Source organism: Paraburkholderia sp. BR10882 (assembly GCF_040948855.1).
In the GTDB taxonomy this organism is placed as follows: Bacteria; Pseudomonadota; Gammaproteobacteria; order Burkholderiales; family Burkholderiaceae; genus Paraburkholderia; species Paraburkholderia nodosa_A.
Map to the genome: position 1 here is coordinate 278,922 of NZ_JBFPKP010000007.1, position 21,357 is coordinate 300,278.

The 21,357-nt window shown below is 68.0% G+C and carries 13 protein-coding genes; 7 read left to right on the forward strand and 6 right to left on the reverse strand.

Features of this window, described 5'->3' with window-relative positions; translation table 11 throughout:
* The first annotated feature begins 175 nt into the window (after positions 1-175).
* Positions 176-2,692 (forward strand): heavy metal translocating P-type ATPase, encoded by a 2,517-nt coding sequence (locus tag AB3X99_RS20205; protein ID WP_368617995.1) that lies wholly within the window; start codon positions 176-178, stop codon positions 2,690-2,692.
* Between the two features lie 33 nt (positions 2,693-2,725).
* Here AB3X99_RS20205 and AB3X99_RS20210 read toward each other — a convergent pair whose 3' ends face one another.
* Positions 2,726-7,324 (reverse strand): DEAD/DEAH box helicase, encoded by a 4,599-nt coding sequence (locus AB3X99_RS20210; RefSeq protein WP_368617928.1) that lies wholly within the window; start codon positions 7,322-7,324, stop codon positions 2,726-2,728.
* Between the two features lie 242 nt (positions 7,325-7,566).
* Here AB3X99_RS20210 and AB3X99_RS20215 point away from each other — a divergent pair, with 242 nt between their 5' ends.
* The gene (locus AB3X99_RS20215) at positions 7,567-8,619 is read left to right on the forward strand and encodes an aldo/keto reductase (RefSeq protein WP_069261967.1); all 1,053 of its coding nucleotides are present in this window, start codon (positions 7,567-7,569) and stop codon (positions 8,617-8,619) included.
* 117 nt (positions 8,620-8,736) lie between these two features.
* On the opposite strand, the gene AB3X99_RS20220 is transcribed toward AB3X99_RS20215, so the two are convergent.
* Positions 8,737-9,084 carry a BON domain-containing protein gene (locus AB3X99_RS20220; RefSeq protein WP_069261966.1) on the reverse strand — a complete coding sequence of 116 codons (348 nt, stop codon included), beginning with the start codon at positions 9,082-9,084 and terminating at the stop codon, positions 8,737-8,739.
* Positions 9,085-9,420: 336 nt separating this feature from the next.
* On the opposite strand from AB3X99_RS20220, the gene AB3X99_RS20225 reads away from it, so the two are divergent.
* Positions 9,421-10,953, forward strand: a complete 1,533-nt coding sequence (locus AB3X99_RS20225) for an RNA polymerase factor sigma-54 (RefSeq protein WP_069261965.1) — start codon at positions 9,421-9,423, stop codon at positions 10,951-10,953.
* 159 nt (positions 10,954-11,112) lie between these two features.
* On the opposite strand, the gene AB3X99_RS20230 is transcribed toward AB3X99_RS20225, so the two are convergent.
* On the reverse strand, positions 11,113-12,399 hold the full coding sequence (locus AB3X99_RS20230; RefSeq protein WP_368617929.1) for a cation:proton antiporter: 1,287 nt from the start codon (positions 12,397-12,399) through the stop codon (positions 11,113-11,115).
* 177 nt (positions 12,400-12,576) lie between these two features.
* A complete protein-coding gene (locus AB3X99_RS20235; RefSeq protein ID WP_342946070.1) occupies positions 12,577-13,404 on the reverse strand; it encodes a DUF72 domain-containing protein in 828 nt (275 codons plus the stop codon).
* 183 nt (positions 13,405-13,587) lie between these two features.
* Here AB3X99_RS20235 and AB3X99_RS20240 point away from each other — a divergent pair, with 183 nt between their 5' ends.
* A complete protein-coding gene (locus AB3X99_RS20240) occupies positions 13,588-13,992 on the forward strand; it encodes a transposase (RefSeq protein WP_342946071.1) in 405 nt (134 codons plus the stop codon).
* A gap of 49 nt (positions 13,993-14,041) precedes the next feature.
* Here the strand turns inward: AB3X99_RS20240 and AB3X99_RS20245 are convergent, their stop codons facing one another.
* Positions 14,042-15,715 carry an AAA family ATPase gene (locus AB3X99_RS20245; RefSeq protein WP_368617930.1) on the reverse strand — a complete coding sequence of 558 codons (1,674 nt, stop codon included), beginning with the start codon at positions 15,713-15,715 and terminating at the stop codon, positions 14,042-14,044.
* A 205-nt stretch (positions 15,716-15,920) separates the two neighbouring features.
* On the opposite strand from AB3X99_RS20245, the gene AB3X99_RS20250 reads away from it, so the two are divergent.
* The gene (locus AB3X99_RS20250) at positions 15,921-16,898 is read left to right on the forward strand and encodes an acetyltransferase (RefSeq protein ID WP_342946073.1); all 978 of its coding nucleotides are present in this window, start codon (positions 15,921-15,923) and stop codon (positions 16,896-16,898) included.
* A gap of 16 nt (positions 16,899-16,914) precedes the next feature.
* Here the strand turns inward: AB3X99_RS20250 and AB3X99_RS20255 are convergent, their stop codons facing one another.
* Positions 16,915-19,350 carry a phosphoketolase gene (locus tag AB3X99_RS20255; protein WP_069261960.1) on the reverse strand — a complete coding sequence of 812 codons (2,436 nt, stop codon included), beginning with the start codon at positions 19,348-19,350 and terminating at the stop codon, positions 16,915-16,917.
* 327 nt (positions 19,351-19,677) lie between these two features.
* On the opposite strand from AB3X99_RS20255, the gene AB3X99_RS20260 reads away from it, so the two are divergent.
* Positions 19,678-20,664, forward strand: coding sequence for a zinc-dependent alcohol dehydrogenase family protein (locus AB3X99_RS20260; protein WP_368617931.1), 987 nt, complete (start codon positions 19,678-19,680; stop codon positions 20,662-20,664).
* Positions 20,665-20,819: 155 nt separating this feature from the next.
* On the forward strand, positions 20,820-21,281 hold the full coding sequence (locus AB3X99_RS20265; protein ID WP_342946628.1) for a universal stress protein: 462 nt from the start codon (positions 20,820-20,822) through the stop codon (positions 21,279-21,281).
* Positions 21,282-21,357: the final 76 nt, after the last annotated feature.

Sequence of the window (21,357 nt, forward strand, 5' to 3'; positions counted from 1 at the left end):
CGCGGCTCTCCCAAATCACTTGACCCTGTAGCGGCTACAGGCTGTTCAATGATTGTGTCACTTTTGGGAGAAACCGGCTATGAACCAGAGCTACGTGTCGCGGCTCGGCATTGCGCAACGCCTTCGCGCGCGTGATGAGGAACGGACGGTGGGCGGCGCTCACGGGTCTGGCGGCGTGGGCGGCGCGTGCGGCGGCCACGGGCATAGGCACGACCAGGATCAAGGACAAGACCATGATCGTGCCCATGGTCACGAGCACGGCCACGACCAAGGCCATGCGCACGGCCACGACAACGATCAGGGCCGCGGTCACGGCCACAACCATGACCACGACAACGAGCACGGCCACGGACAAACCGAGCCGAACAGCCACGCGCACGCCCATAGCTGCTGTCACGGCGACACTGCGCACAGCACGCCGCCGCAAAGTCAGCGCAACACGGCTCCGGCGCCCGAAGGCACGCGCCGCGCTCGCTGGCGCATCCAAAACATGGATTGCCCGACCGAAGAGCGCCTGATCCGCATCCGGCTCGAACCCATGCCGGGCGTCGTGCGCCTCGATTTCGACCTGCTCGCGCGCGAGCTGACCGTCCATCATCGGCTCGACGATACACAGCCGGTCGTCGCCGCGCTGCGCGCACTCGACATGGCGCCGCGTGAGTTGGATGAAAGCGCGTCCGCGCAAGACGCCCCGCCTGCGCCGGTCGGTCTCGTACTGCGCCAGAAGCTGCTGCTGGCGGTGAGCGGCGTGGCAGCCGCAGGCGCCGAGGTGCTCGCCTGGCGCACCGGCCGGGAAACCAGCCTGCTCGTACTCGCTTGCGCAGCCATCTCGATCGTGTGCGCGGGTCTGCCCACGCTGCGCAAGGGCTGGATCGCGCTGCGCAACTTCACAATCAACATTTATTTCCTGATGTCGCTGGCGTTGATCGGCGCCATTGCGATCGGCAAGTGGCCGGAAGCGGCGATGGTGGTGTTCCTGTTCGCCCTTGCGGAGGAAATCGAGGCGCTGTCGCTCGAACGCGCCCGTCAGGCCATTCGTGCGCTGACCGCACTCGCGCCTGAGACCGCCGAAGTCTGGCAACCCAGCGAGGGCGCATCCGGGCAAGGCGAATGGCGCGAGTGCGCGGTGGGCGATGTGGCTGTCGGCAGCCGTATTCGTGTACGTACAGGCCAGCGCGTGCCGCTCGACGCGCGCGTGAACGCCGGCCGGGCTGCGCTCGATCAGGCGCCGATCACGGGCGAAAGCCTGCCTGTCGACAAGGAAACCGGCGCGGTGCTTTACGCGGGCAGCATCGTCGTCGATGGCGTGGTCGAAGCGCTCGTCACCGCGACCGCGAAGGACAGCACGCTCGCTCGCATCGCCGCGGCGGTGCAGGAGGCGCAGGCGCAGCGCGCGCCCACGCAGCGCTTCGTCGACCAGTTCGCGCGCTACTACACGCCGGCCGTGGTCGTGCTTGCCGTGGTGCTGGCGCTGGCCGGGCCGCTCGTCTTCGGCGGCGCGTGGAGTGCATGGCTCTACAAGGCGCTCGTTCTGCTCGTGATCGCCTGCCCGTGCGCGCTCGTCGTCTCGACGCCGGTGACGGTCGTGAGCGGCCTCGCCGCCGCCGCGCGCCACGGCATGCTCGTGAAGGGCGGCGTGTGGCTCGAACGCGGCCGGCTGCTCAAGGCCGTCGCGCTCGACAAGACCGGCACGCTCACACGCGGCGAACCTGTCCTGACCGATGCGCTCAAGGCGCCGATGCGAGCGCTGGTCGGCGCTGGGGCGTCCAGCGAACCGCCGCTTTCGACAGAACACGCACTGCGCATTGCCGCGAGCCTGGACGATGCGAGCACGCACCCCGTCGCTCGCGCGGTGGTCGAAGGCTGGCGGGCGCGACAGCCGGAGGCACGCCTGCTCGCCGTCGATCAGTTCGCGGTGCTGAACGGTCGCGGCGTGCAAGGCCGCGTCGACGGCACGCTCTGGCGCCTCGGCAATCACCGTCTGGTAGAGGAGCTCGGTTTGTGCTCGCCCGAACTCGAAGCGCAGCTGGCCGCGCTGGAACTAGCGGGCAAGACGGCGATCGTGCTGTGCGCGCCGCAGGAGGCCGTCGCCGTGTTCGCCGTGGCCGACGCGCTGCGTACGGAAAGCGCACCGGCCGTGCGCGCCTTGCGCGCGCTCGGCGTGACGCCCGTCATGCTGACCGGCGACAACGCGTCGACCGCGCGGGCGATCGCCGATCAACTCGGCATCGACGACGCGCGCGGCAATCTGCTGCCGCAGGACAAGCAGGACGCGATCGCCGCGCTCTCGAAGCAGTACGGGATGGCGGCAATGGTCGGCGATGGCGTGAACGACGCGCCCGCGCTCGCACGCGCCGACATCGGCTTCGCGATGGGCGCGGCGGGCACCGCGACCGCGCTCGAAACTGCCGACGTCGCGATCATGGACGACGATCCGCGCAAAATCGCCGCGTTCATCGGCCTCTCGCGCAAGACCGCGAGCGTGCTCAAGCAAAACATCGCGCTTGCGCTCGGCATCAAGGCCGTGTTTCTCGTGCTCGCGATGGCGGGCGAGGCCACGCTCTGGATGGCCGTGTTCGCCGACGTGGGCGCGAGTCTGCTCGTCGTGGCGAACGGTCTGCGCGTGCGCCGGCATTTCGACGGCACGCGCAACGTGCTGAAGCCTTGCGCGCAGGCAGAGCAACGCAACTAACAGCCAGTCCCACCCGCGCGCGCCCAGCGCGCCTCACCAGGGTTTGGCGAGCCGCGCGCGCAGTTCGGCGCGCGTGCTTTCGTCGAACTCGCCGAGAAAGCCGAAGCGGCCGGCAATCAGGGTGGCGGCCGGCACGCCGTCGCGGAACACGATGCGGTTGCCGGCGAGCGCGGGCACTTTCTCGCCGGGCAGCAGCGTGCCGACGAGATTGAGCGGATCGGCGGCGCTCACGCAAACGAGCGCGCCGCCTTCGCCTTGTGCCGCAGCGCGCCGCCGCACGTCGCGCAGCAGCGCCACGGCTTCGGGCAGCGCGAACTGCTCGCCCGAAATCCCGGTGACGAAGCGCCCGCCTCGCACCTCGCCGCGCGCCTCCATGCGATGCAGCACGCGCAGCAGGTCGCGCCACGGTGGCAGCCACGCGGCCTCGCGTCCGAGCAGATGCCAACTGACCACGCCATAACGGCGCAGCAGCACGTTGGCGACGTGCTCCAGCAGATCCGGGTCGGCGGGCGGCCGGCGCGCGGCGCTGGCGGTCGTTTGCCTGGCACGTGCAAGCGCCTCCGAGCGTGAGGCCGCTGCTACGCCCGAATTCGATACAGCCGGTTCTGTCCCGACGAACGCGGTTTCATCGTTCAGTTCCGCAAGAGGAGTGATCGACGCATCGGCCAATCCCTTGGCCAACGCAACACGCCGCAGCGTCGCCCAGCGCCCCGCGTCGGCCATGCCGCCCGCGAGCGGCCCGAAGCCGCGCGGCCGGCGTCTGCCGTGATGCGCGCTGCGCTGCGCCGCCGGCTTCACGAGCGCGCGCAGCCCGGCAAAGCTGTCTGCGTTGACGAGGCCTGCCGCCACCAGTTCACCGAGCGCGTTCTCCAGTTCGACGCCGAGCAGGTGCGCGTCGGCAGCCAGTTCGTCGAAGAACATCGCGCCGTGCCGCAGCAGCGCCTCGTACACGCGCTGCGCGCGCGCCGACAGGCCGCCCGTGTCGGTCGTTTCGACGAGCGCCATCCAGCGCGCCAGCTCGCGGCGCGTAAGCAGCACCACCGGCGTGCTGCGTACCGTCGAAGCGGCTGCCGCACGCGCGGGCAGCCGCGCCCAGGCAAGCCGCCCCGAGCGGCACAGCTCGTCGAGCAGCATGGGCGTGTAATCGTCGATACGCGCCGGCAGGATTTCGTCCTCCCATGCGAGTGCCGAGGCTTCCCAGCCTTCGAGCTGGTCGAGCACGGCGGCGAGCGCGTCGCGGCCAGAGCCGCGCGAGCCGGGGGCCACGCGTTGCCACTCGAACAGGAAGCGCATGAAGTCGTGACGCTCGACCGGCTCGATTTCGCGCCGCAGCTTGCGCACCGTGTAGCGGTGGATACGCGCGAGCAGGTGGCGTTCGCACCATTCCTCCTGGCCGCCGCCCATCGCTTGCGGCGTGAAGCGTCCGCGCATCACGGTGCCTTCGGTTTCGAGGCGCGTGAGCGCGAGCGCCGCCACGCTCGCCTCCAGCGCGAGCGGCCGCGCCACCTGCGCGATCGTGAGCGGTCCGAAGCCCGACAGTCGGGCGCGAATGATCTCGACGAGCGCCGCGTCCTCGGTCCACGTATCCGCGTATTCAGGCGGCGGCGTGAGCGGCGGCTCGCACTGCGCCTGGGGATAGATGGCCTGAACACACGCAAGCCGCTCGATGCCCACCCACAGCGCGTCGTGATCCGAGACCGGTAGCCGCGTTGCGCGGCCCGCCGCCGCCAGATCGGCGAGCCATGCGAGCCACTGCGGCGCCTGCTGCGCCTCGCTTTCGGCGAGAACGCCGAGGCTCGTGAGGGCGTCGTGCATTTCGTCGGCGTCTCGCACTTGCGGCCAGGCTTCTTCGCGCACGCTCGCAATCGCTTCGGGGTCGAGCGCGCCGAGATCGTCGGTGGATTCTGGGTCGCTCCACCGGCGCGACAGCACGGCCTGAGTACGCCGCTCTTCGATCGGGGCGTCGTCGAGGAACGCATAGGGGCGCGCGGTGAGGATTTCGGCCGCGAGCGGCGAGGGCGCGGGCAGTTCGCGCACCACGAGCTTCAGGTCGCCCGCCTCGATGCGCCGCAGCAGCGCGATCCATGCTTCGGTATCCATAGCATCATGGAGGCAGTCGTCGAGCGTCTGGTCGACGAGCGGATGGCGCGGCACTTCACGCTCGCCTGCGATGTTTTCGACGCACGCCACCTGGTCGGGAAACACGGCCGCGAGCAGGTCTTCGCTGCGCATGCGCTGGATCTGCGGCGGCGTCTTGCGTCCGCTGGTCTGACGCGGCAGCGCGAGCGACGTGGTCGCATTCCAGCGCCAGCGCACGCCGAACAGCGGCGCCTCGAGCAGCGCCTGCACGAGCAGATGTTCTGCGGAATTCGAATGGAGATAGCGCCATACCTCGTCCAGCGCGAAGCTGTGCGCACCGGTGAGAGAAAGGATGATGGCGTCCTCGGTAGCCGCGGCCTGGAGCTCGAAGTTGAACTGGCGGCAAAAACGCTTGCGCAGCGCGAGACCCCATGCGCGGTTCAGGCGGCTGCCGAACGGCGTGTGGATCACGAGCTGTGTGCCGCCCGCCTCGTCGAAGAAGCGCTCCATGACGAGCGTGTCCTGCGTAGGCAACACCGTGAGCGCGGCGCGGGCGCGCGCGAGATATTCGACGATCTGGCGCGCGGGGGCATCGTCGATCTCGAGCGATGCGGCGAGCGCCGCCGTGGCGCGATCGACCACGGCGGGCGACGCGGCGTCATCCGTCGCGCCAGCGCTCGCGCTCGCATCGATCAGCGCGGCTTCCACCTGCTTGCGCAGCCGCGAAATCGCGAACGAAAGCTCGTCGCTGCGACCTGGCGCCTCGCCTAGCCAGAACGGAATGCTGGGCGGCTGCCCCTGGGCGTCTTCCACGCGCACGCGGCCCGCTTCGATTCGCAGGATCCGGTACGAGGCGTTGCCGAGCTGGAACACGTCGCCCGCGAGGCTTTCGACGGCGAAGTCCTCGTTGACGGTGCCGATCTGCACGCCCTGCGGTTCGAGCAGCACCGAGTAGTCGGCGTTGTCGGGAATCGTGCCGCCCGACGTGAGCGCGACGAGCCGCGCACCGCGCCGCGCACGCAGTGTGTGGCTCACCACGTCGCGATGCAGGTAGGCGGCGCGCGGCCCGTGGCGGCTCGTGTAACCTTCGGCGAGCATGCGCAGCACGGCGTCGAACTGCGCGCGCTCGAGCGCCGCCCATGGCGTGGCGCGCCGCACTAGCGCATAGAGCGCGTCTTCTTCCCAGGCCTCGCAGGCCACTTCCGCGACGATCTGCTGCGCGAGGACATCGAGCGGCGCCTGCGGCAGCGCGAGGCGGTCGAGTTCGCCGCGCCGCACGCTATCCAGCAGCGCCGCGCATTCGATCAGGTCGTCGCGCGACGTGGGGAAGATCCGTCCCTTCGGCACGCCGCCGACCTGGTGGCCCGAGCGCCCGACGCGCTGCAGGAAGCCCGCGATCGAACGCGGCGAGCCGATCTGGCACACGAGATCGACGTCGCCGATATCGATGCCCAGTTCGAGCGACGCCGTCGCCACAAGCACGCGCAGATCGCCGCTCTTGAGCCGCTGCTCGGCGAGAAACCGATGCTCGCGCGCGAGGCTGCCGTGGTGCGCGGCCACGGCTTCGGCGCCCAGACGGTCGGTGAGATGGCGCGCCACGCGCTCGGCCATGCGGCGCGTGTTGACGAACACGAGCGTCGTGCGGTGCATGGCGACGAGTTCGGCCATGCGGTCGTACACGCGCTCCCACACGTCGTTTGCCATCACGGCTTCGAGCGGCACGGGTGGCATTTCTATCGCAAGATCGCGTTTGCGCGTATGGCCCACATCGACGATCTCGCACGCGGGCGGGTTTGCATTCGGATCTTGCGCCGCGTCGCCCATGCCCACCAGAAAGCGCGCGACGGTTTCGATCGGCTTTTGCGTGGCCGACAGCCCGATGCGCAGCAGACGCGCGCCGCACAACGCATCGAGCCGCTCGAGGCTCAGCGCGAGATGGCAGCCGCGCTTGTTGCCCGCGAGCGCGTGAATCTCGTCGACGATCACGCTGCGCGCGCTCGCCAGCATGCGGCGGCCCGATTCGGAGCCGAGCAGCACGTAGAGCGATTCGGGCGTCGTGACGAGGATGTGCGGCGCGCGTTTTCTGAGCGCCGCGCGCTCGGGCTGCGGCGTATCGCCGGTGCGCACCGCAGTACGGATGTCGACTGGGGGCAAGCCAAGCCGCGCGAGTTCCTCGCCGATACCTTCGAGCGGCCGTTCCAGATTGAGCCGGATGTCGTTGGAGAGCGCCTTGAGCGGCGAGACGTAAACGACAAGCGTCGTGTCGGGCAGTGCGCCACCGTTCGCGAGGCCATCGCGCACGAGTTCGTCGAGCGCAGCGAGAAAGGCGGTGAGCGTCTTGCCCGAGCCGGTCGGGGCGGCCACCAGCGTCGCGCGCCGGCTCGCAATTAACGGCCATGCGGCGCGTTGCGCGGCAGTGGGCGCGTCGAAGCTGCGCCGGAACCAGCCGGCCACAGCCGGATGAAAGCGCGCGAGCACGTCGCTTTGCTCGCCGTCTTGACTGGCGGCGGCTGCCGGGGCGTGCGGATCGGAAACGGGCGAAGGCGTTGTCATGCGGGCGATGTGCGGCAAAAAAAGCGGCAGAGGCGGCGGCATTGCACGTCTGCCAGTCTCGCAGCTTTCGTGCGCGTCTGCCTGGCGCGGGTCGATGCGGCTGCTGGCGTTGCAGGGTGCAGGCAGGAATGTACGGCCGCCTTGCTGCGTTTCAAGCCGTGACGGCCATCCGGCAGGCGCGGCCCGAACGCAGTATCCTCGCCGCGTTGGACTTTCCCTCGAACCCACGACGGAGTCACACCATGCGTTACAACCCCTTGGGCCGCACCGGCCTGTTCGTTTCGGAACTCTGCCTCGGCACGATGACCTTCGGCGGCGGCACCGGCATCTGGAACCAGATCGGCGATCTCCAGCAGTCCGACGCCGAACGGCTCGTTGGCCGCGCGCTGGACGCGGGCGTCAATTTCATCGATACCGCCGACGTCTACTCGCAAGGCGTTTCCGAGCAGATCACCGGCCAGGCGCTCAAGAACCTCAAGATCCCGCGCGAGCAGGTGGTGATCGCGACCAAGGTGTTCGGCGAAATGGGCTCGTCGCCGAACGAGCGCGGCGCCACGCGCTATCACATCATGGACGGCGTGAAGGCGAGCCTGAAGCGACTGCAGCTCGACCACATCGACCTGTATCAGATTCACGCCTTCGACCCCGTCACCCCGATCGAGGAAACGGTGCGCGCGCTCGATACGCTCGTGCAGCAGGGGCACGTGCGCTACGCCGGCGTTTCGAACTGGGCCGCCTGGCAGATCGTGAAGGCGCTGGGCATTGCGCAGCGCGAAGGGCTCGCGCGCTTCGAGTCGCTGCAGGCTTACTACACGATCGCAGGGCGCGATCTCGAACGCGAGCTCGTGCCGATGCTGGAGAGCGAGGGGCTCGGACTGATGGTCTGGAGTCCGCTCGCGGGCGGGCTCCTGAGCGGCAAGTATGGGCGCGACCAGCAAGGCGAGGCGGGCAGCCGCCGCACGACCTTCGATTTTCCGCCGGTGAACCGCGAGCGCGCATGGGACTGCGTGGACGCGATGCGGCCTATCGCGCAGGCCAAAGGCGTGTCGGTCGCGCAGATCGCGCTTGCGTGGCTGCTGCATCAGAAGGCGGTGACATCGGTGATCATCGGCGCGAAACGCGTGGACCAGCTCGACGACAACATCGCGGCCACGAAAGTGAAGCTCAGTGTCGAGGAGCTAGGCGTGCTGGGCGAGGCGAGCGGACTGCCCGCCGAGTATCCGGGCTGGATGCTCGCGCGTCAGGGCGAGCAGCGGCGCGCGCAGCTGCGGCAATCGCGGCAGGAAGAAGAATGACGCGGGAATGACGCGGGAATGACGCGGGAACGAAGCTGGAATGAAAAGCGCCGGCGGTGGAAGCCGCCGGCGCGGTCTGGCCTGAAACTGGGTCGATCCGGTTGCCCGGCCGATCGGTCAGCTCGCCGCCGAGACCTTCAGATGGTTCTTCACCGAGGTCACGCCGGAGACGCCTTCCACGACCTGCCTGGCGTTGTCGCGGTCCTCGGCGCTCGGCACGGTGCCGGTGAGCGAGACCACACCCTTACGCGTCTTCACGTGGATGTGCTCGGACTTCACGTTCTTCGCGCCGAGCAGTTCGGCCTTGACCTTGGTCGTGATGGTTGCATCGTCGACGTGCTGGCCCATGGACTCCGAACTGGCCGCGGGTGCGGAGCTGTTCGTCGTGGTCTGCGCACCGGCGAGAAGTGCGAACGTCATGCAAGCGGCGCCAGCCGCGGTCTTGAGGATCAGGATGCGCTTCATGGCTACTCCCTTTCTGGTTGTGGTCGCAGCTTACATCCGCAAGGTGCGTGCCTCGCCGCGCCGGTGCTCGCTGCGCACGCCGTTGAAAGCCTGCTGGAAGCCGTCTGCACAGCCCACTATGCGGGATTGCGGCCGATTCACGCGACCCGGTTTTCCCGACCGGCGCGCGCACAAATTTTTCCGCACCGTTGTAAAAATCTCCACGGTGGGGTCGGAAAAAGGCTCGCGTCGTAGGCGTTGCAAGTGCCGATCCCGTTTCAAAACAGTGCGTTGTAAAAACTGGCATGGCTGTTGCATGAGCGGTGTTACCACTCAATTCAACAAAACGGGATTGCCATGCCTTCCATCGCGTTACACGCGCGCCAGCATCTGGCGCTCACGCCGCGTCTTCAGCAGGCGGTGAGGCTGCTGCAACTGTCATCGCTCGAATTCCAGCAGGAGCTGCGCGAGGCGCTCGACACCAATCCGTTCCTCGAATATGTCCCGCCCGCCTCGGAGACCGGCGAGGCTGCCGAAGCGGCCGACGGCGCAGCGGGTATCGGCTCCGCGGCGGCGCCCGCGGCCGAAGTTCCCGCCATGGCGACCGAAGGCGCCGGCGAGTCCGGCCTCGATGCCGGCATGGCGCAGGAAGCGTCCCCCTACGCCGAGACCTCGTACGCCGAGGCCAGCTACAGCGACGAAGGCTCGGGCTACACCGCCGAGATGCCAACGCCCGGCGCGTTGCGCACGTCGAGCTATCGCGGCGGCGAGGATGGCGATTCCGAGGCCTCCGACTGGGTGCGCGTGCCGGTTACGCTGCGCGAGCAGTTGCACGAGGCTCTGCGCCTCTCGCCGCTCGACGACCTTGACCGGATCGCAACGCAGATCGTGATCGAGGCACTCGACGACGACGGCTACCTGCGTCAGGACCTCGCCGATCTCGCCGATGTGGAGGGCGCGGGCGACGCGCTCGACGAGGACCGTCTGCGCGTGGCGCTGCGGGTGGTGCAGACGCTCGATCGCCCCGGCATCGGTGCGCGCTCGCTCTCCGAATGCCTCGTGCTTCAGCTCGAGGCGATGCCGCACGACACCCCGCATCGCGAACTGGCCTTGCAGATCGTCTCGCAGCATCTCGAACGCCTCGCGCGCCGCGAGCACGGGGAGCTGCAGCGCCAGCTCGGCTGCGACGCCGCCTCGCTGCAGGCCGCGAGTGCGCTCGTGCGCCGGCTCGATCCGAAACCGGGCAACCACTATGGCCGCGCGGACGGCGGCTACGTCATTCCTGACGTGATCGTGCGCCAGGTGCGCGGCAAGTGGGTGGTGAGCGTGAACCCGGCCATCGAGCCGCGGGCGCGCATCCACAAGCTCTATGCGGAAATGTTCGCGCGCTCGGATCAGACGAGCCGCTCGCCGCTCGCCCAGCAGCTGCAGGAAGCGCGCTGGCTGATCCGCAACGCGCACAAGCGCTGCGAGACGATCCTGCGCGTGGGCGAGTGCATCGTCGCGCGTCAGAAGGCGTTCTTCCAGTACGGCGAAATCGCGCTGCGGCCTATGCTGCTGCGCGACGTCGCCGACGAATTAGGTCTGCACGAGTCGACCGTCTCGCGCGCCACGGGCAACAAGTACATGGCCACACCGCGCGGCATCTTCGAGTTCAAGCGCTTCTTCCCGCGCGAGCTGGAGACGCGCACGGGTGGCACGTGCTCGGCGGCTGCGGTGCGCGCGCTCATCAAGGAAATGATCGACGCCGAAGATCCGCGCGACCCGCTTTCCGACGTCATCCTCACGCAGGAACTCGAAAAGCAGGGCGTGCAGGTGGCGCGCCGCACGGTCACGAAGTATCGGCAGATGATGAAGCTGCCAGCGGCTGAGATGCGCCGGCAGATTTGAGGCATGCGGTTTCTTCTGCGTGCCGGAAGACGGGGGGAGGTCAGCGGCGCGTGACCGGCGTAACGACACGTGTGGTAGCGCGTGGACCGCATGTGACGTTACGCGCGCCGCGATCGGCGATTTGTGGCGCACCCAGCGCAGGGCGAAGCGCCGCGCGCGTCAGCCGGAAGTGCGTGGCGCAATGCCGAGCCATCGCGCCACACGTCCTAACGTGAGGCCGTTGCAGAGCAGATTCAGCAGGACGAAGGCAGCGGCCATCGCGGCCGCGAACGCGCGCGTGTCGGGCGAAAGCGCGTCGTTGCGCGCGACGCAAATCGCGAGCGTGAGCGTGACGGGCCCGCGCACGCCGCCCCATGCGATCAGCCATTGATGCGCGCGCGGCAACGGCTTGCAGATGCCAAAGCGGCTCAGCAGCGGCACGAAGATCGTGAGGATGCCGAATCGGCTCAGGGTGGCGGCCACCAGCGCCAGCCCGAGCGGGAGGGCGTCGCGCAGATGCAGCGTGTGCACCAGACCGGGCACATGCGCTGACGCGAGCAGAAAGACAGCGGCGGAGGCGATGCCAGCCTGGTACGCCCAAAGCTGGCGAAACAGCCCCTGGCTCGCGGCGCGCGGGCGTGTTCGCATGAGTTGGCTGGCCGCGAGACCCGCGCACACCACTGCGGCCACGCCGGAAACGTGAAGCCCGTGTTCCGCGGTCGGATAGAGCAGCGTGGGTAGCGCGAGCGACAGCGCGTACTCGGAAAAAGGCAGGCGGCGCAGCGCGCTCGACGTCGCCACGAAAAGCGCTCCCGCGAGCGCCCCAAACGTGCAGCCGCCGACGAGCGAAACGAGGAACGATGCGAGTGGATAGCCGTGGTTGTGCGCAGCGGTCGGCGCCAGCACCAGTGCACTCGTGAGGAGCGTGGAGATGGTGATAGCGGCGGCATCGTTGAGCAGGCTTTCGCCCTCGATCAGCCGGATCAGGCGTTCGGGCGCGCCGCTATTGCGAAAGAGCGCGATCACGGTGGAAGGATCCGTCGTGCTGACGATTGCGCCGAGCAGCAGGCAGACGATCAGGCTCTCGCCGCTGCTGATCCACGTGGCGAGGCCAACGCCTGCCGCAGCGGCCACCACCGCGCCGATCGCGAGCAGAAGGATGGGCGCGAGATCGGCGAAAAGACCGCGCGTATCGACCTGCAACGCCGCTTCGAAGAGGATGGGCGGCAGAAATATCCAGAGATACGCCTCGGGCGGAAGCGATGTCGTGAGCAAGGGTACGACAGTCGAAGCGGTGAAGGCTGGGGCGAACTGTTGCAAGGCGAGGTAGCCCGCGCCGAGCAGCACGCCGGCGCTGGTCAGGCCGAACGAATCGGAGAGACGAAAACGCTGTGCAGCGGCGTGGCAGAGCGCAATGATGAGTAGCAGGATACCGGCGCGGATGGTGAATTCGATTGCAGTTTGCAAAGGCAGGACACTCCGTGGTGCGGTTGGGCGCCGGGAGTGGCAGTGCCCGCAACGCATCGATTCAGTATCTCGCTGCGTTGCAACTTTGCATGTTGACCCATATCAACTCGCTGCTGACCAGGTCATGACGGCGGCATTACGGTCTTTTACGTGTCAGATGAGATTCGCCGTGCGCGGCTAGCTCGCACCGACGCGCTCGATCAGCGCCACCGCTGCCGCCGGGTTGCGCTCCTTGAAGCCGCTGATGACGTATAGATACACGTCGCGGCCGGCCTTCGCGGCGAGCGGCTTCGCGTAGGTGGCGAGGTCGTCGGGTGTTTCGCCGCGCGACCAGGCGAGCGCGCGCTTCGCCCAGAGGTCGAGATCGGCGGGAGCATAGCCCTGCGGGTGATTCTGCGCGGTTCCCATGATGCGGGCATAGACGAACGGCGCGCTCGTATCGCCGATCAGCGGATAGTCCGAATCGCCGCTGATGACGATCGCCGCCTTGTGCTTGCGCGCGAGTGCGACGAATTCCGGCGTGCAAAAACTCTCGTCGCGCACTTCGAGCGCGTGGCGCAGCGGGCGGCCTTCGGCCTCGTCCGGCAGCAGTTCGAGAAATCGTGCGTAGTCCTCGGGATCGAAGCGCTTGCCCGGCGTGATCTGCCAGTTGATCGGCCCGAGTTTGTCGCGCAGGTTCAGCACGCCGCCGCTCAGGAAGCGCTCGATCGTGGCCCCGGCTTCGGCCAGCACACGGCGATTCATCGCGAAGCGCGGGGCTTTCAGCGAGAACACGAAGTCCTCCGGGGTTTCATCGTGCCAGCGCGTGAAGCTTTCGGGGCGCTGCGCGCCGTAATACGTGCTGTTGATTTCCAGCGTCGAGAGATGACGGCTCGCATATTCCAGCTCGCGGCGCTGCGCAAGGCCGTCGGGATAGAACGTGCCACGCCACGGGGCATAGATCCAGCCGCCCACGCCGACGCGAATCCGGCCGTGCCGGGCTTTTGAAGTGGATGAAGGCGCCATTGGAAATCCGTCAGCGAAGCCGGGATGGCGCAGTGTAGCGCAGCACTGGCCGCGGCCGCTGGTTAGCGTGCCGATCTGAACCGGCGAGTTCATCCCGATTTTTAGGCATAGTCCGATATTTTCCTGTCCGCTGTGAGGCTACTTTAGTCCAGTTGTGTCAGATAACTTCACAGGGGCCATCAGATGTCTTCCCGTATATCTCCGGAACTTACCGATCTGCAGTGGCGCAGCATCGCGCCCATGTTTCACGAAATCCGCGTTGAAGGTCGCCGCCGCGGGCGCCCGGCGCACAATCCTCGTCGCGTTTTCGCGGGCATCCTTTGGGTACTGGCCACCGGCTCGGTCTGGTCGAAGCTGCCCGAGCAGTATCCCGATTTCCGCACCTGCCATCGCCGCTTCAAGCTGTGGTTCGACGCCGGTCTCGTGCATCACGCCATGGAGCGTCTGCACGGCGAGGAAGGCCTCGCCCTGTGCGCGGCCATGGCCGCACGCATGCAGCCGTGGCGCTCGCCGGCCGGCCGCAAGCCGCGCTTTCCGGTGGCGTCCTCGCTGCGCTGGCCGCTCTCGCGGCCTTTCGTGGAGCGATGAGCGGGCAGCGCGCAGGTATTCTGCGGCGGATCGTCGGTCCGCCGCAGCATCAAATTCCCCCATCCTCCGCTCGCATGCGTGCGAACAGCGGCGCCCACCAGGGCTCGCGCGAGAATGCCGCGATTTCCACGTCGGTATTGAGATCAACGGTGCGCTGCCGTTCGCGCGCATCGAGTGGGTCCGCTTGCGCCAATTGTGCGGCGAGCACCTCGGCGCCGGCGTCGGAAGCGTCGCGCGGCCCATGCGCGCGAGCGTTCACACGCTCGGCGAGCCGCGCTTGCGGCGCGTGGAAGTTCAGGATCAGCATTGGCCGGTTCAGCTCACGCGCGAGCGCTGCAAAACGTGCGCGATGCGTTGCCTTGAGAAAAGTCGCATCGACTAGCGCCGTGTAGCCCGCGTTCAGCACGTCGCGCACATGGGCGACGAGGCGTTCGTAAAGCGCATCGAGCGCGGCATGCGTGTAGGCGCTTGCCGGCAGCGCCTCGAGCGAGGGCGGGGCGAAGGGTTCGAGCCGCTTGCGCTCGAGATCGCTCGACACACGGATCGCCCCGCTCAATTCGGCGAGCGCGCGGCTCGCGACCGACTTTCCCGACCCCGAAAAGCCGTGGCAGAGCAGAAGCCAGGGTGCGGGCTCGCGCATGGCGCGCGCTTCGCTGGCCGCGAGCGCGAGGTAGCGAGAGGCGACGCCTGCGCGGGCTTGCGCATCGGACCGCGCGGGCGATCCCGCCTTGAGCGTCGCTACCAATGCCCGTACCAGCGCGCGATAAACGATATGGAGCCGCAACGCCGCGAGCCCCGCGAAATCGCCTGTCGCTTCGAGGTAGCGATTGAGCAGACGGTGGGCATAGGCGGAGCGGCCATGCGCGCGCAGATCCATCAGCAGGAACGCCAGATCGCAGGTCACGTCGATCCAGCGCAGTTCGTCGCTGAACTCGATGCAATCGAACATCAGCGCGTGCCGCCCGTACCGCACGATGTTGTCGAGATGCAGATCGCCGTGGCAGGCGCGCACGAATCCGTTCGTGCGGCGGCCGTCCAGGTGCTGCGCGAGACGTGCGAGTTCGCTTTCGCACGTCTCGCGCAACCCGGCGCGTGTCACTGCATGCGCGGTGCGCGGATCCGCTTCGAGGGGCGCGAGCGCCGCGAGCACCTGTTCGCGCAGCAGTGCTGCCGAGCCGAGGCGCGCTGCGGGCGCCATCGGCCCGCGTCCGGCCCGGTGCGCATGCCGATGGCTCGCGGCGAGGCTGGTTGCGGCTGCATCGATATCGTCCGTGCCCAGTTCACCGTGCGCGAGCAGGTTCGAAAACAGCAGACGCTGATCGAAGCGGCGCATACGTACCGCATAGTCGATGACCTTTACGTTGCCGCGCACGCCGCGTCTGGACCTGAGCCTGCAACGCCGACCGTCGAGAAATAGTTCGCCTGTGTCGCGATAAATCGGTCCGGCGAAGGGCGCATTCAGACGAATCTCAGCTTCGCAGCAGCGGAGCCGGGCATCGAGCCGCACAAAATTGACGAAGCCGAAATCGACGGGCTTCATGATCTTGTACGCGTACCGCCCGGCGAGATACACCACGGAAATATGCGTTTCGATGCGCACGATGCGCCCGGCCGGGTGCGCATACGTGGAGGCGCGCGAGAGCGCGGCGTCCACGAGGCGGCTGTGGCGGCGCGCTACGCGCTGGCGATTGGGGACATGGCGTGAGATAGGCGTGTCGGACATCGGCGTGGCTGTCGTGGGAAAAGAGGGCAACGGCGCGACAAGCGTCGGAACCAGCATAGCGCGAGCCAGCTCGGGAAGGCCGTTGCGCGGCATGTCAATGCCTTGGTCGAAACGGTCTGCATGGGCATCGGCGTCTTGTACCTTTTGTGCAATCGGGGGAGGCTGCGCGATACTGTCTAGTTCAACCCAACGGAATTCCGGATACATGGCGCATTTCGACGTATTCAACGGCGACGCAGACGGCATCTGCGCGCTGCATCAACTGCGGCTCGCAAGGCCGCGCGAGGCGACGCTCATCACCGGCGCGAAGCGCGACATCGCACTCGTCGAGCGCGTGCCCGCCAAGCCGGGCGACTCGCTAACGGTTCTCGACATTTCGTTCGATGTGAATCGCAAGGCGCTCACCGCGCTACTTGCGAAAGACGTCGTGATCGAATATTTCGATCATCACCACGCGGGCGACCTGCCTGTGAACAGGAATCTCGTCGCGCATATCGACACGACGGCGCAGGTCTGCACGAGCGTGCTCGTGGACCGCCATCTCGCCGGCCGCTACCGGCCGTGGGCGATCGCGGCGGCCTGGGGCGACAACCTGCCCGACACGGCGCAGGCGCTTGCCCAGCAGGCCGGGCTCGATGCCGGGCAGGCCGTGCAGCTGCGCGAGCTTGGCGAGTCGATCAACTACAACGCTTACGGCGACTGCGTCGAAGATCTCATGATCGCGCCGCTCGATCTGTACGCGGCGCTGAAGCCTTATGCCGATCCGTTCGATTTCATCGCCTCGGAGCCCATCGTCGGACAGCTCGCCCGTTGCCGGCGCGGCGATCTCGAACTGGCCCAGGCCATCGCGCCGCTCGTCGCGCTCCAGTACGGCAGCGTTTGCGTGTTGCCCGACGAGCCGTGGGCGCGCCGCGTGCGCGGCGTGTTCGCCAATGTGCTCGCGAACGAGGAGCCCTCGCGCGCGCACGCGGTGCTGAGCGTGAACGCGGACGGCAACTATGCGGTGAGTGTGCGCGCGCCGCTCACGGAACCGCGCGGCGCGGATGAACTCTGCCGCGCGTTCCCCGGCGGAAACGGCCGGGTCGGCGCGGCGGGCATCGATCGTCTCGAATCGGACCGGCTCGACGCCTTTGTCACTGCGTTCGCGCGCGTGTTCGGGCGCACGAAGCCGGCTTCGGCCTGAGCGGCGCAAGGCGCAACTAAGCCGTGTCACCTGAGCCCTGCGCGGCGCGCGCCGCCGGCCAGCGCCAGTCGCGGATTTCGGGCATGTCGTCGCCGTACTCGTCCACGTAGCGGCGGTGCGCGGCCAGCTTGTCATGCAGTGTCTGGCGCAGATGCGCCGCGCGTTGCGCGAGGCCGTCCACGCGGTCGATCACGGCTTCGCACAGGTGGTAGCGGTCGAGCCGGTTGAGCACCGTCATGTCGAATGGCGTGGTCGTCGTGCCTTCCTCGATGAAGCCGTGCACGTGAATGTTCGCGTGATTGGCGCGCCGGTACGTGAGCTTGTGGATCAGCGTCGGATAGCTATGGTGCGCGAAGATCACGGGCTTGTCGGTCGTGAACAGCGCGTTGAAATCGGCGTCGGGCAGACCGTGCGGGTGACGGTCGGCGGGTTGGAGCGTCATCAGGTCCACCACGTTCACCACGCGGATCTTCAGGTCGGGCAGGCAGGTGCGCAGCAGATCCACGGCGGCTAGCGTCTCCATGGTCGGCACGTCGCCGGCGCAGGCCATCACGACGTCGGGCTCGCCGTCGTCGTCGTTGCTCGCCCATTGCCAGATGCCAATGCCGTCCGCGCAGTGGCGAATGGCTGCGTCCATGTCGAGCCATTGCGCCTGCGGCTGCTTGCCCGCCACGATGATATTGATACGGTTCCAGGTGCGCAGCACATGGTCCGTCACGGCGAGCAGCGTATTGGCGTCGGGCGGCAGATACACGCGCACCGTGTCCGCCTTCTTGTTCACCGCATAATCGATGAAGCCCGGGTCCTGATGGCTGAATCCGTTATGGTCCTGGCGCCACACGTGCGAGGTGAGCAGATAGTTGAGCGAGGGCAGTGGCCGCCGCCACGGAATCTCGCGGATCACCTGCAGCCACTTCGCATGCTGGTTGAACATCGAATCGATGATGTGGATGAACGCCTCGTAGCACGACATGAAACCGTGGCGGCCCGTGAGCAGATAGCCTTCCAGCCAGCCCTGGCAGGTGTGCTCGGAGAGGATTTCCATCACGCGGCCGTTGGTGGCGAGCTGGACGTCGTCGGGCGTGACCTCCGCGAGCCAGGTGCGCGACGTCACGTCAAATACGTCGCCCCAGCGGTTCGACGCAGTTTCGTCGGGCCCGAAGATGCGGAAGTTGCGCGTGGCGTCGTTCACGCGCATCACTTCGCGCAGGAACGCGCCCATCACGCGCGTGGCTTCGGCGTCCACCTGGCCCGGTGCGGGCACAGCCACGGCGTGGTGCTCGAAGGGTGGCACGCGCAGTTCGCGCACGCGGCCGCCGCCGTTCGAACGCGGGTTCGCGCTCATGCGCTTTTCGCCTTGCGGCGCGAGCGCGGCGATGTCGGGCACGAGGCGGCCTTGTGCGTCGAAGAGTTCCTCGGGCTTGTAGCTGCGCATCCAGCCTTCCAGCAGCGCGAGGTGCCCCGGCTTCGAAATGTTGGCGAGCGGTACCTGGTGCGAGCGCCACGAGCCTTCGGTTTTCTGGCCATCCACGGTCTTCGGGCCCGTCCAGCCTTTGGGCGTGCGCATGACGATCATCGGCCAGCGCGGGCGCACATAGCCGGACGGCAGGTTGCCGTGTTCGTCCGCGAGTTCGCGCGCAGTCTTCTGGATGCGGGCGATTTCGTCGAATGCCGTGTCGAGCGCGGCGGCCATCAAGCGATGCGCCACGTCCGGTTCCTCGGCCTCCACGAAGATCGGCTCGTGGCCATAACCCTTCATCAGCGAGGCGAGTTCGTCGTCGCCTATGCGCGCGAGCACGGTCGGTCCCGCGATCTTGTAGCCGTTCAGATGGAGGATGGGCAGCACCGCGCCGTCGGTGGCGGGATTGAGAAACTTGTTCGAGTGCCAGGCGGTGGCGAGCGGGCCCGTTTCGGCTTCGCCGTCGCCCACCACGCAGGCGACGACCAGATCCGGGTTGTCGAACACCGCGCCGTAGGCGTGCGAGAGCGCGTAGCCGAGTTCGCCGCCTTCGTGGATCGATCCCGGCGTTTGCGGCGCGACATGGCTCGGAATGCCGCCCGGAAAACTGAACTGCTTGAAGAGCACGGCCATGCCTTCGACATCCAGCGGCACGTTCGGCCAGGTCTCGCTGTAGGTGCCTTCGAGCCAGGTGTTCGCGACGACGGCGGGGCCGCCGTGGCCCGGCCCCGCGAGAAACAGCACGTCGAGATCGCGCGCGTTGATGATGCGATTCAGGTGCGTGTAGAGGAAGTTCAGGCCCGGCGTCGTGCCCCAGTGGCCGAGCAGGCGCGGCTTCACGTGCGCGAGTTGCAGCGGCTCGCGCAAGAGCGGATTGGCGAGCAGATAGATCTGGCCAACCGAGAGGTAGTTGGCCGCGCGCCACCAGGCGTCCATGCGGCGCAGCAGGTCGTCGGAGAGCGGCGGGTAGGCAGGGGTGTCGGTGGCGTTCATGCGGGGCTCCGGTTGCGCGGCGGCGGAAGGCGGACCGAGGCGGACTGCGTGCGCGGCGCGGCGGCGTGCGTGGCGCGAGCCGGCGGCCCGCACGGCGGACGGACTCCGCGCGCCAGGCCGGGCTGCGGCCCTCGTGGTCCTGTGGGATTCGTCTTATGGTGCCACGATCGCGCGGCGCGCCACGCGTGGATGTCCTGTGGCGGCGAGTCGCATCGGGGTAGCTGCGCCGCAGCGCGCAATGCACGACAGCGCGCGGTCCGATTGCATAACATGGTTTTATGGTGATCGATGCGGCGCGTCTGCCGCGTTCTGGCGAGGAGGATAGCGATGCGGGCAATGCTGTTCGACGGCGAGAATCCGCGGCTGCGCGAAGCCGATCTACCCGACCCGGCACCGGGCGCGGGCGAACTGCTGATCGACGTGCGTGCGTGCGGCGTATGCCGCACCGACCTGCACGTCGTGGACGGCGATCTCGCTCACCCGAAAAGACCGCTCATTCCCGGTCACGAGATCGTCGGCACGGTCGCGGCGCTCGGGGCCGGCGTGACGGGTTTCGCGCCCGGCGACCGCGTGGGCGTGCCGTGGCTCGGTCGCACCTGCGGCCATTGCCGTTTCTGCGCCGACGGGCGCGAGAACCTCTGCGACGCACCCGGCTTCACCGGCTACACGATCGACGGCGGCTACGCCACGCGCACCGTCGCCGACGCCCGCTATAGCTTTCATCTGCCGCGCCAGTACAGCGACCTCGAGGCCGCGCCGCTCCTCTGCGCGGGACTCATCGGCTATCGCTCGCTCGCGCTGGCGGGCGATGCACGGCGCATCGGCATCTACGGCTTCGGCGCCGCGGCGCATATCGTCGCGCAGGTCGCGCGCCACCAGGGGCGCACCGTCTACGCGTTCACGCGTCCGGGCGATGTCGCGGCGCAGCAGTTCGCGCGGCGCCTCGGAGCAACGTGGGCCGGCGGCAGCGACGAGCGCGCGCCCGAGGAACTCGACGCGGCACTGCTGTTCGCACCGGTCGGCGCGCTCGTGCCCGCTGCGCTGCGGGCGCTGACGAAGGGCGGCACGGTCGTGTGCGGCGGCATCCACATGAGCGACATTCCCTCGTTTCCTTACGCATGGCTGTGGGAAGAGCGGCGCATCGTTTCGGTGGCGAATCTCACGCGCGAGGACGGGGCGACGTTCATGGCGATCGCTGCGCGGCACAAGCTCGAAATCGAAACCACGCCGTACCCGCTCGCGCGCGCGAACGAGGCGCTGGCCGATTTGCGCGAGGGACGGCTCACGGGCGCGGCGGTGTTGACGATGCGCTGAGCCGGTCAGGTGGATCACGATGGTGACGCAGTAGAGACAACGGGTCGCACTGGCCGGGGCGCGCATCCGTACCTGAATGCGCTACAACGATCTTTATCTAGATAGCGCGCGCCGGGAGCCGGTGCGCAACATGGGCGACGCCCGGGAGGTCCATGATGTACAAGCAGATTCTGGTAGCGGTCGATGGCAGCCGCAGCGGCCGGCGCGCGCTCGAGGAGGCCGTGAAGGTCGCAAAAGCGACTGGCGCCGCCGTTCAGGCGCTGTATGTCGTGCGGCATCCGGCGCGGCTCGTGGACGTCAGTACGGGCTTCGCCGAGGAACAGGCGCGCCACTCGGCGGAAAACGACGCGGCAACGGCGGCGCTCGAAGAGGCGAAACTGGTGTTCGCGCAGGCTCAGGTGCCGGGCTCCACGCGCGCGGCCGACGCAAGCGGCGAGGAGATCGCCGCAGTGATCTCGCGCATCGCCGCCGAGGACGGCGCGGACCTCGTCGTGATGGGTACGCGTGGCTTGTCGGGCATGAAGCGCCTGTTGCTCGGCAGCGTGGCCGAGTCGTTCCTGCGCATGGCGGACCGGCCGGTGATGCTGGTGCGCGACGAAGAGCTGCCGGCCAACTGACCGGTGTGCCCGGTTCCACCGGCCGGTTCGGGTCGAGGGCGCGATCGGCCGGGCAGCGTTCCCGCCCTTACAGTCC

Bases quoted from the DNA above. Each gene is read 5' to 3' on its own strand.
- AB3X99_RS20210 (WP_368617928.1), bottom strand. From the start codon at position 7,324: ATGACAACGCCTTCGCCCGTTTCCGATCCGCACGCCCCGGCAGCCGCC.
- AB3X99_RS20215 (WP_069261967.1), top strand. From the start codon at position 7,567: ATGCGTTACAACCCCTTGGGCCGCACCGGCCTGTTCGTTTCGGAACTC.
- AB3X99_RS20220 (WP_069261966.1), bottom strand. From the start codon at position 9,084: ATGAAGCGCATCCTGATCCTCAAGACCGCGGCTGGCGCCGCTTGCATG.
- AB3X99_RS20225 (WP_069261965.1), top strand. From the start codon at position 9,421: ATGCCTTCCATCGCGTTACACGCGCGCCAGCATCTGGCGCTCACGCCG.
- AB3X99_RS20235 (WP_342946070.1), bottom strand. From the start codon at position 13,404: ATGGCGCCTTCATCCACTTCAAAAGCCCGGCACGGCCGGATTCGCGTC.
- AB3X99_RS20240 (WP_342946071.1), top strand. From the start codon at position 13,588: ATGTCTTCCCGTATATCTCCGGAACTTACCGATCTGCAGTGGCGCAGC.
- AB3X99_RS20245 (WP_368617930.1), bottom strand. From the start codon at position 15,715: ATGTCCGACACGCCTATCTCACGCCATGTCCCCAATCGCCAGCGCGTA.
- AB3X99_RS20250 (WP_342946073.1), top strand. From the start codon at position 15,921: ATGGCGCATTTCGACGTATTCAACGGCGACGCAGACGGCATCTGCGCG.
- AB3X99_RS20255 (WP_069261960.1), bottom strand. From the start codon at position 19,350: ATGAACGCCACCGACACCCCTGCCTACCCGCCGCTCTCCGACGACCTG.
- AB3X99_RS20260 (WP_368617931.1), top strand. From the start codon at position 19,678: ATGCGGGCAATGCTGTTCGACGGCGAGAATCCGCGGCTGCGCGAAGCC.
- AB3X99_RS20265 (WP_342946628.1), top strand. From the start codon at position 20,820: ATGTACAAGCAGATTCTGGTAGCGGTCGATGGCAGCCGCAGCGGCCGG.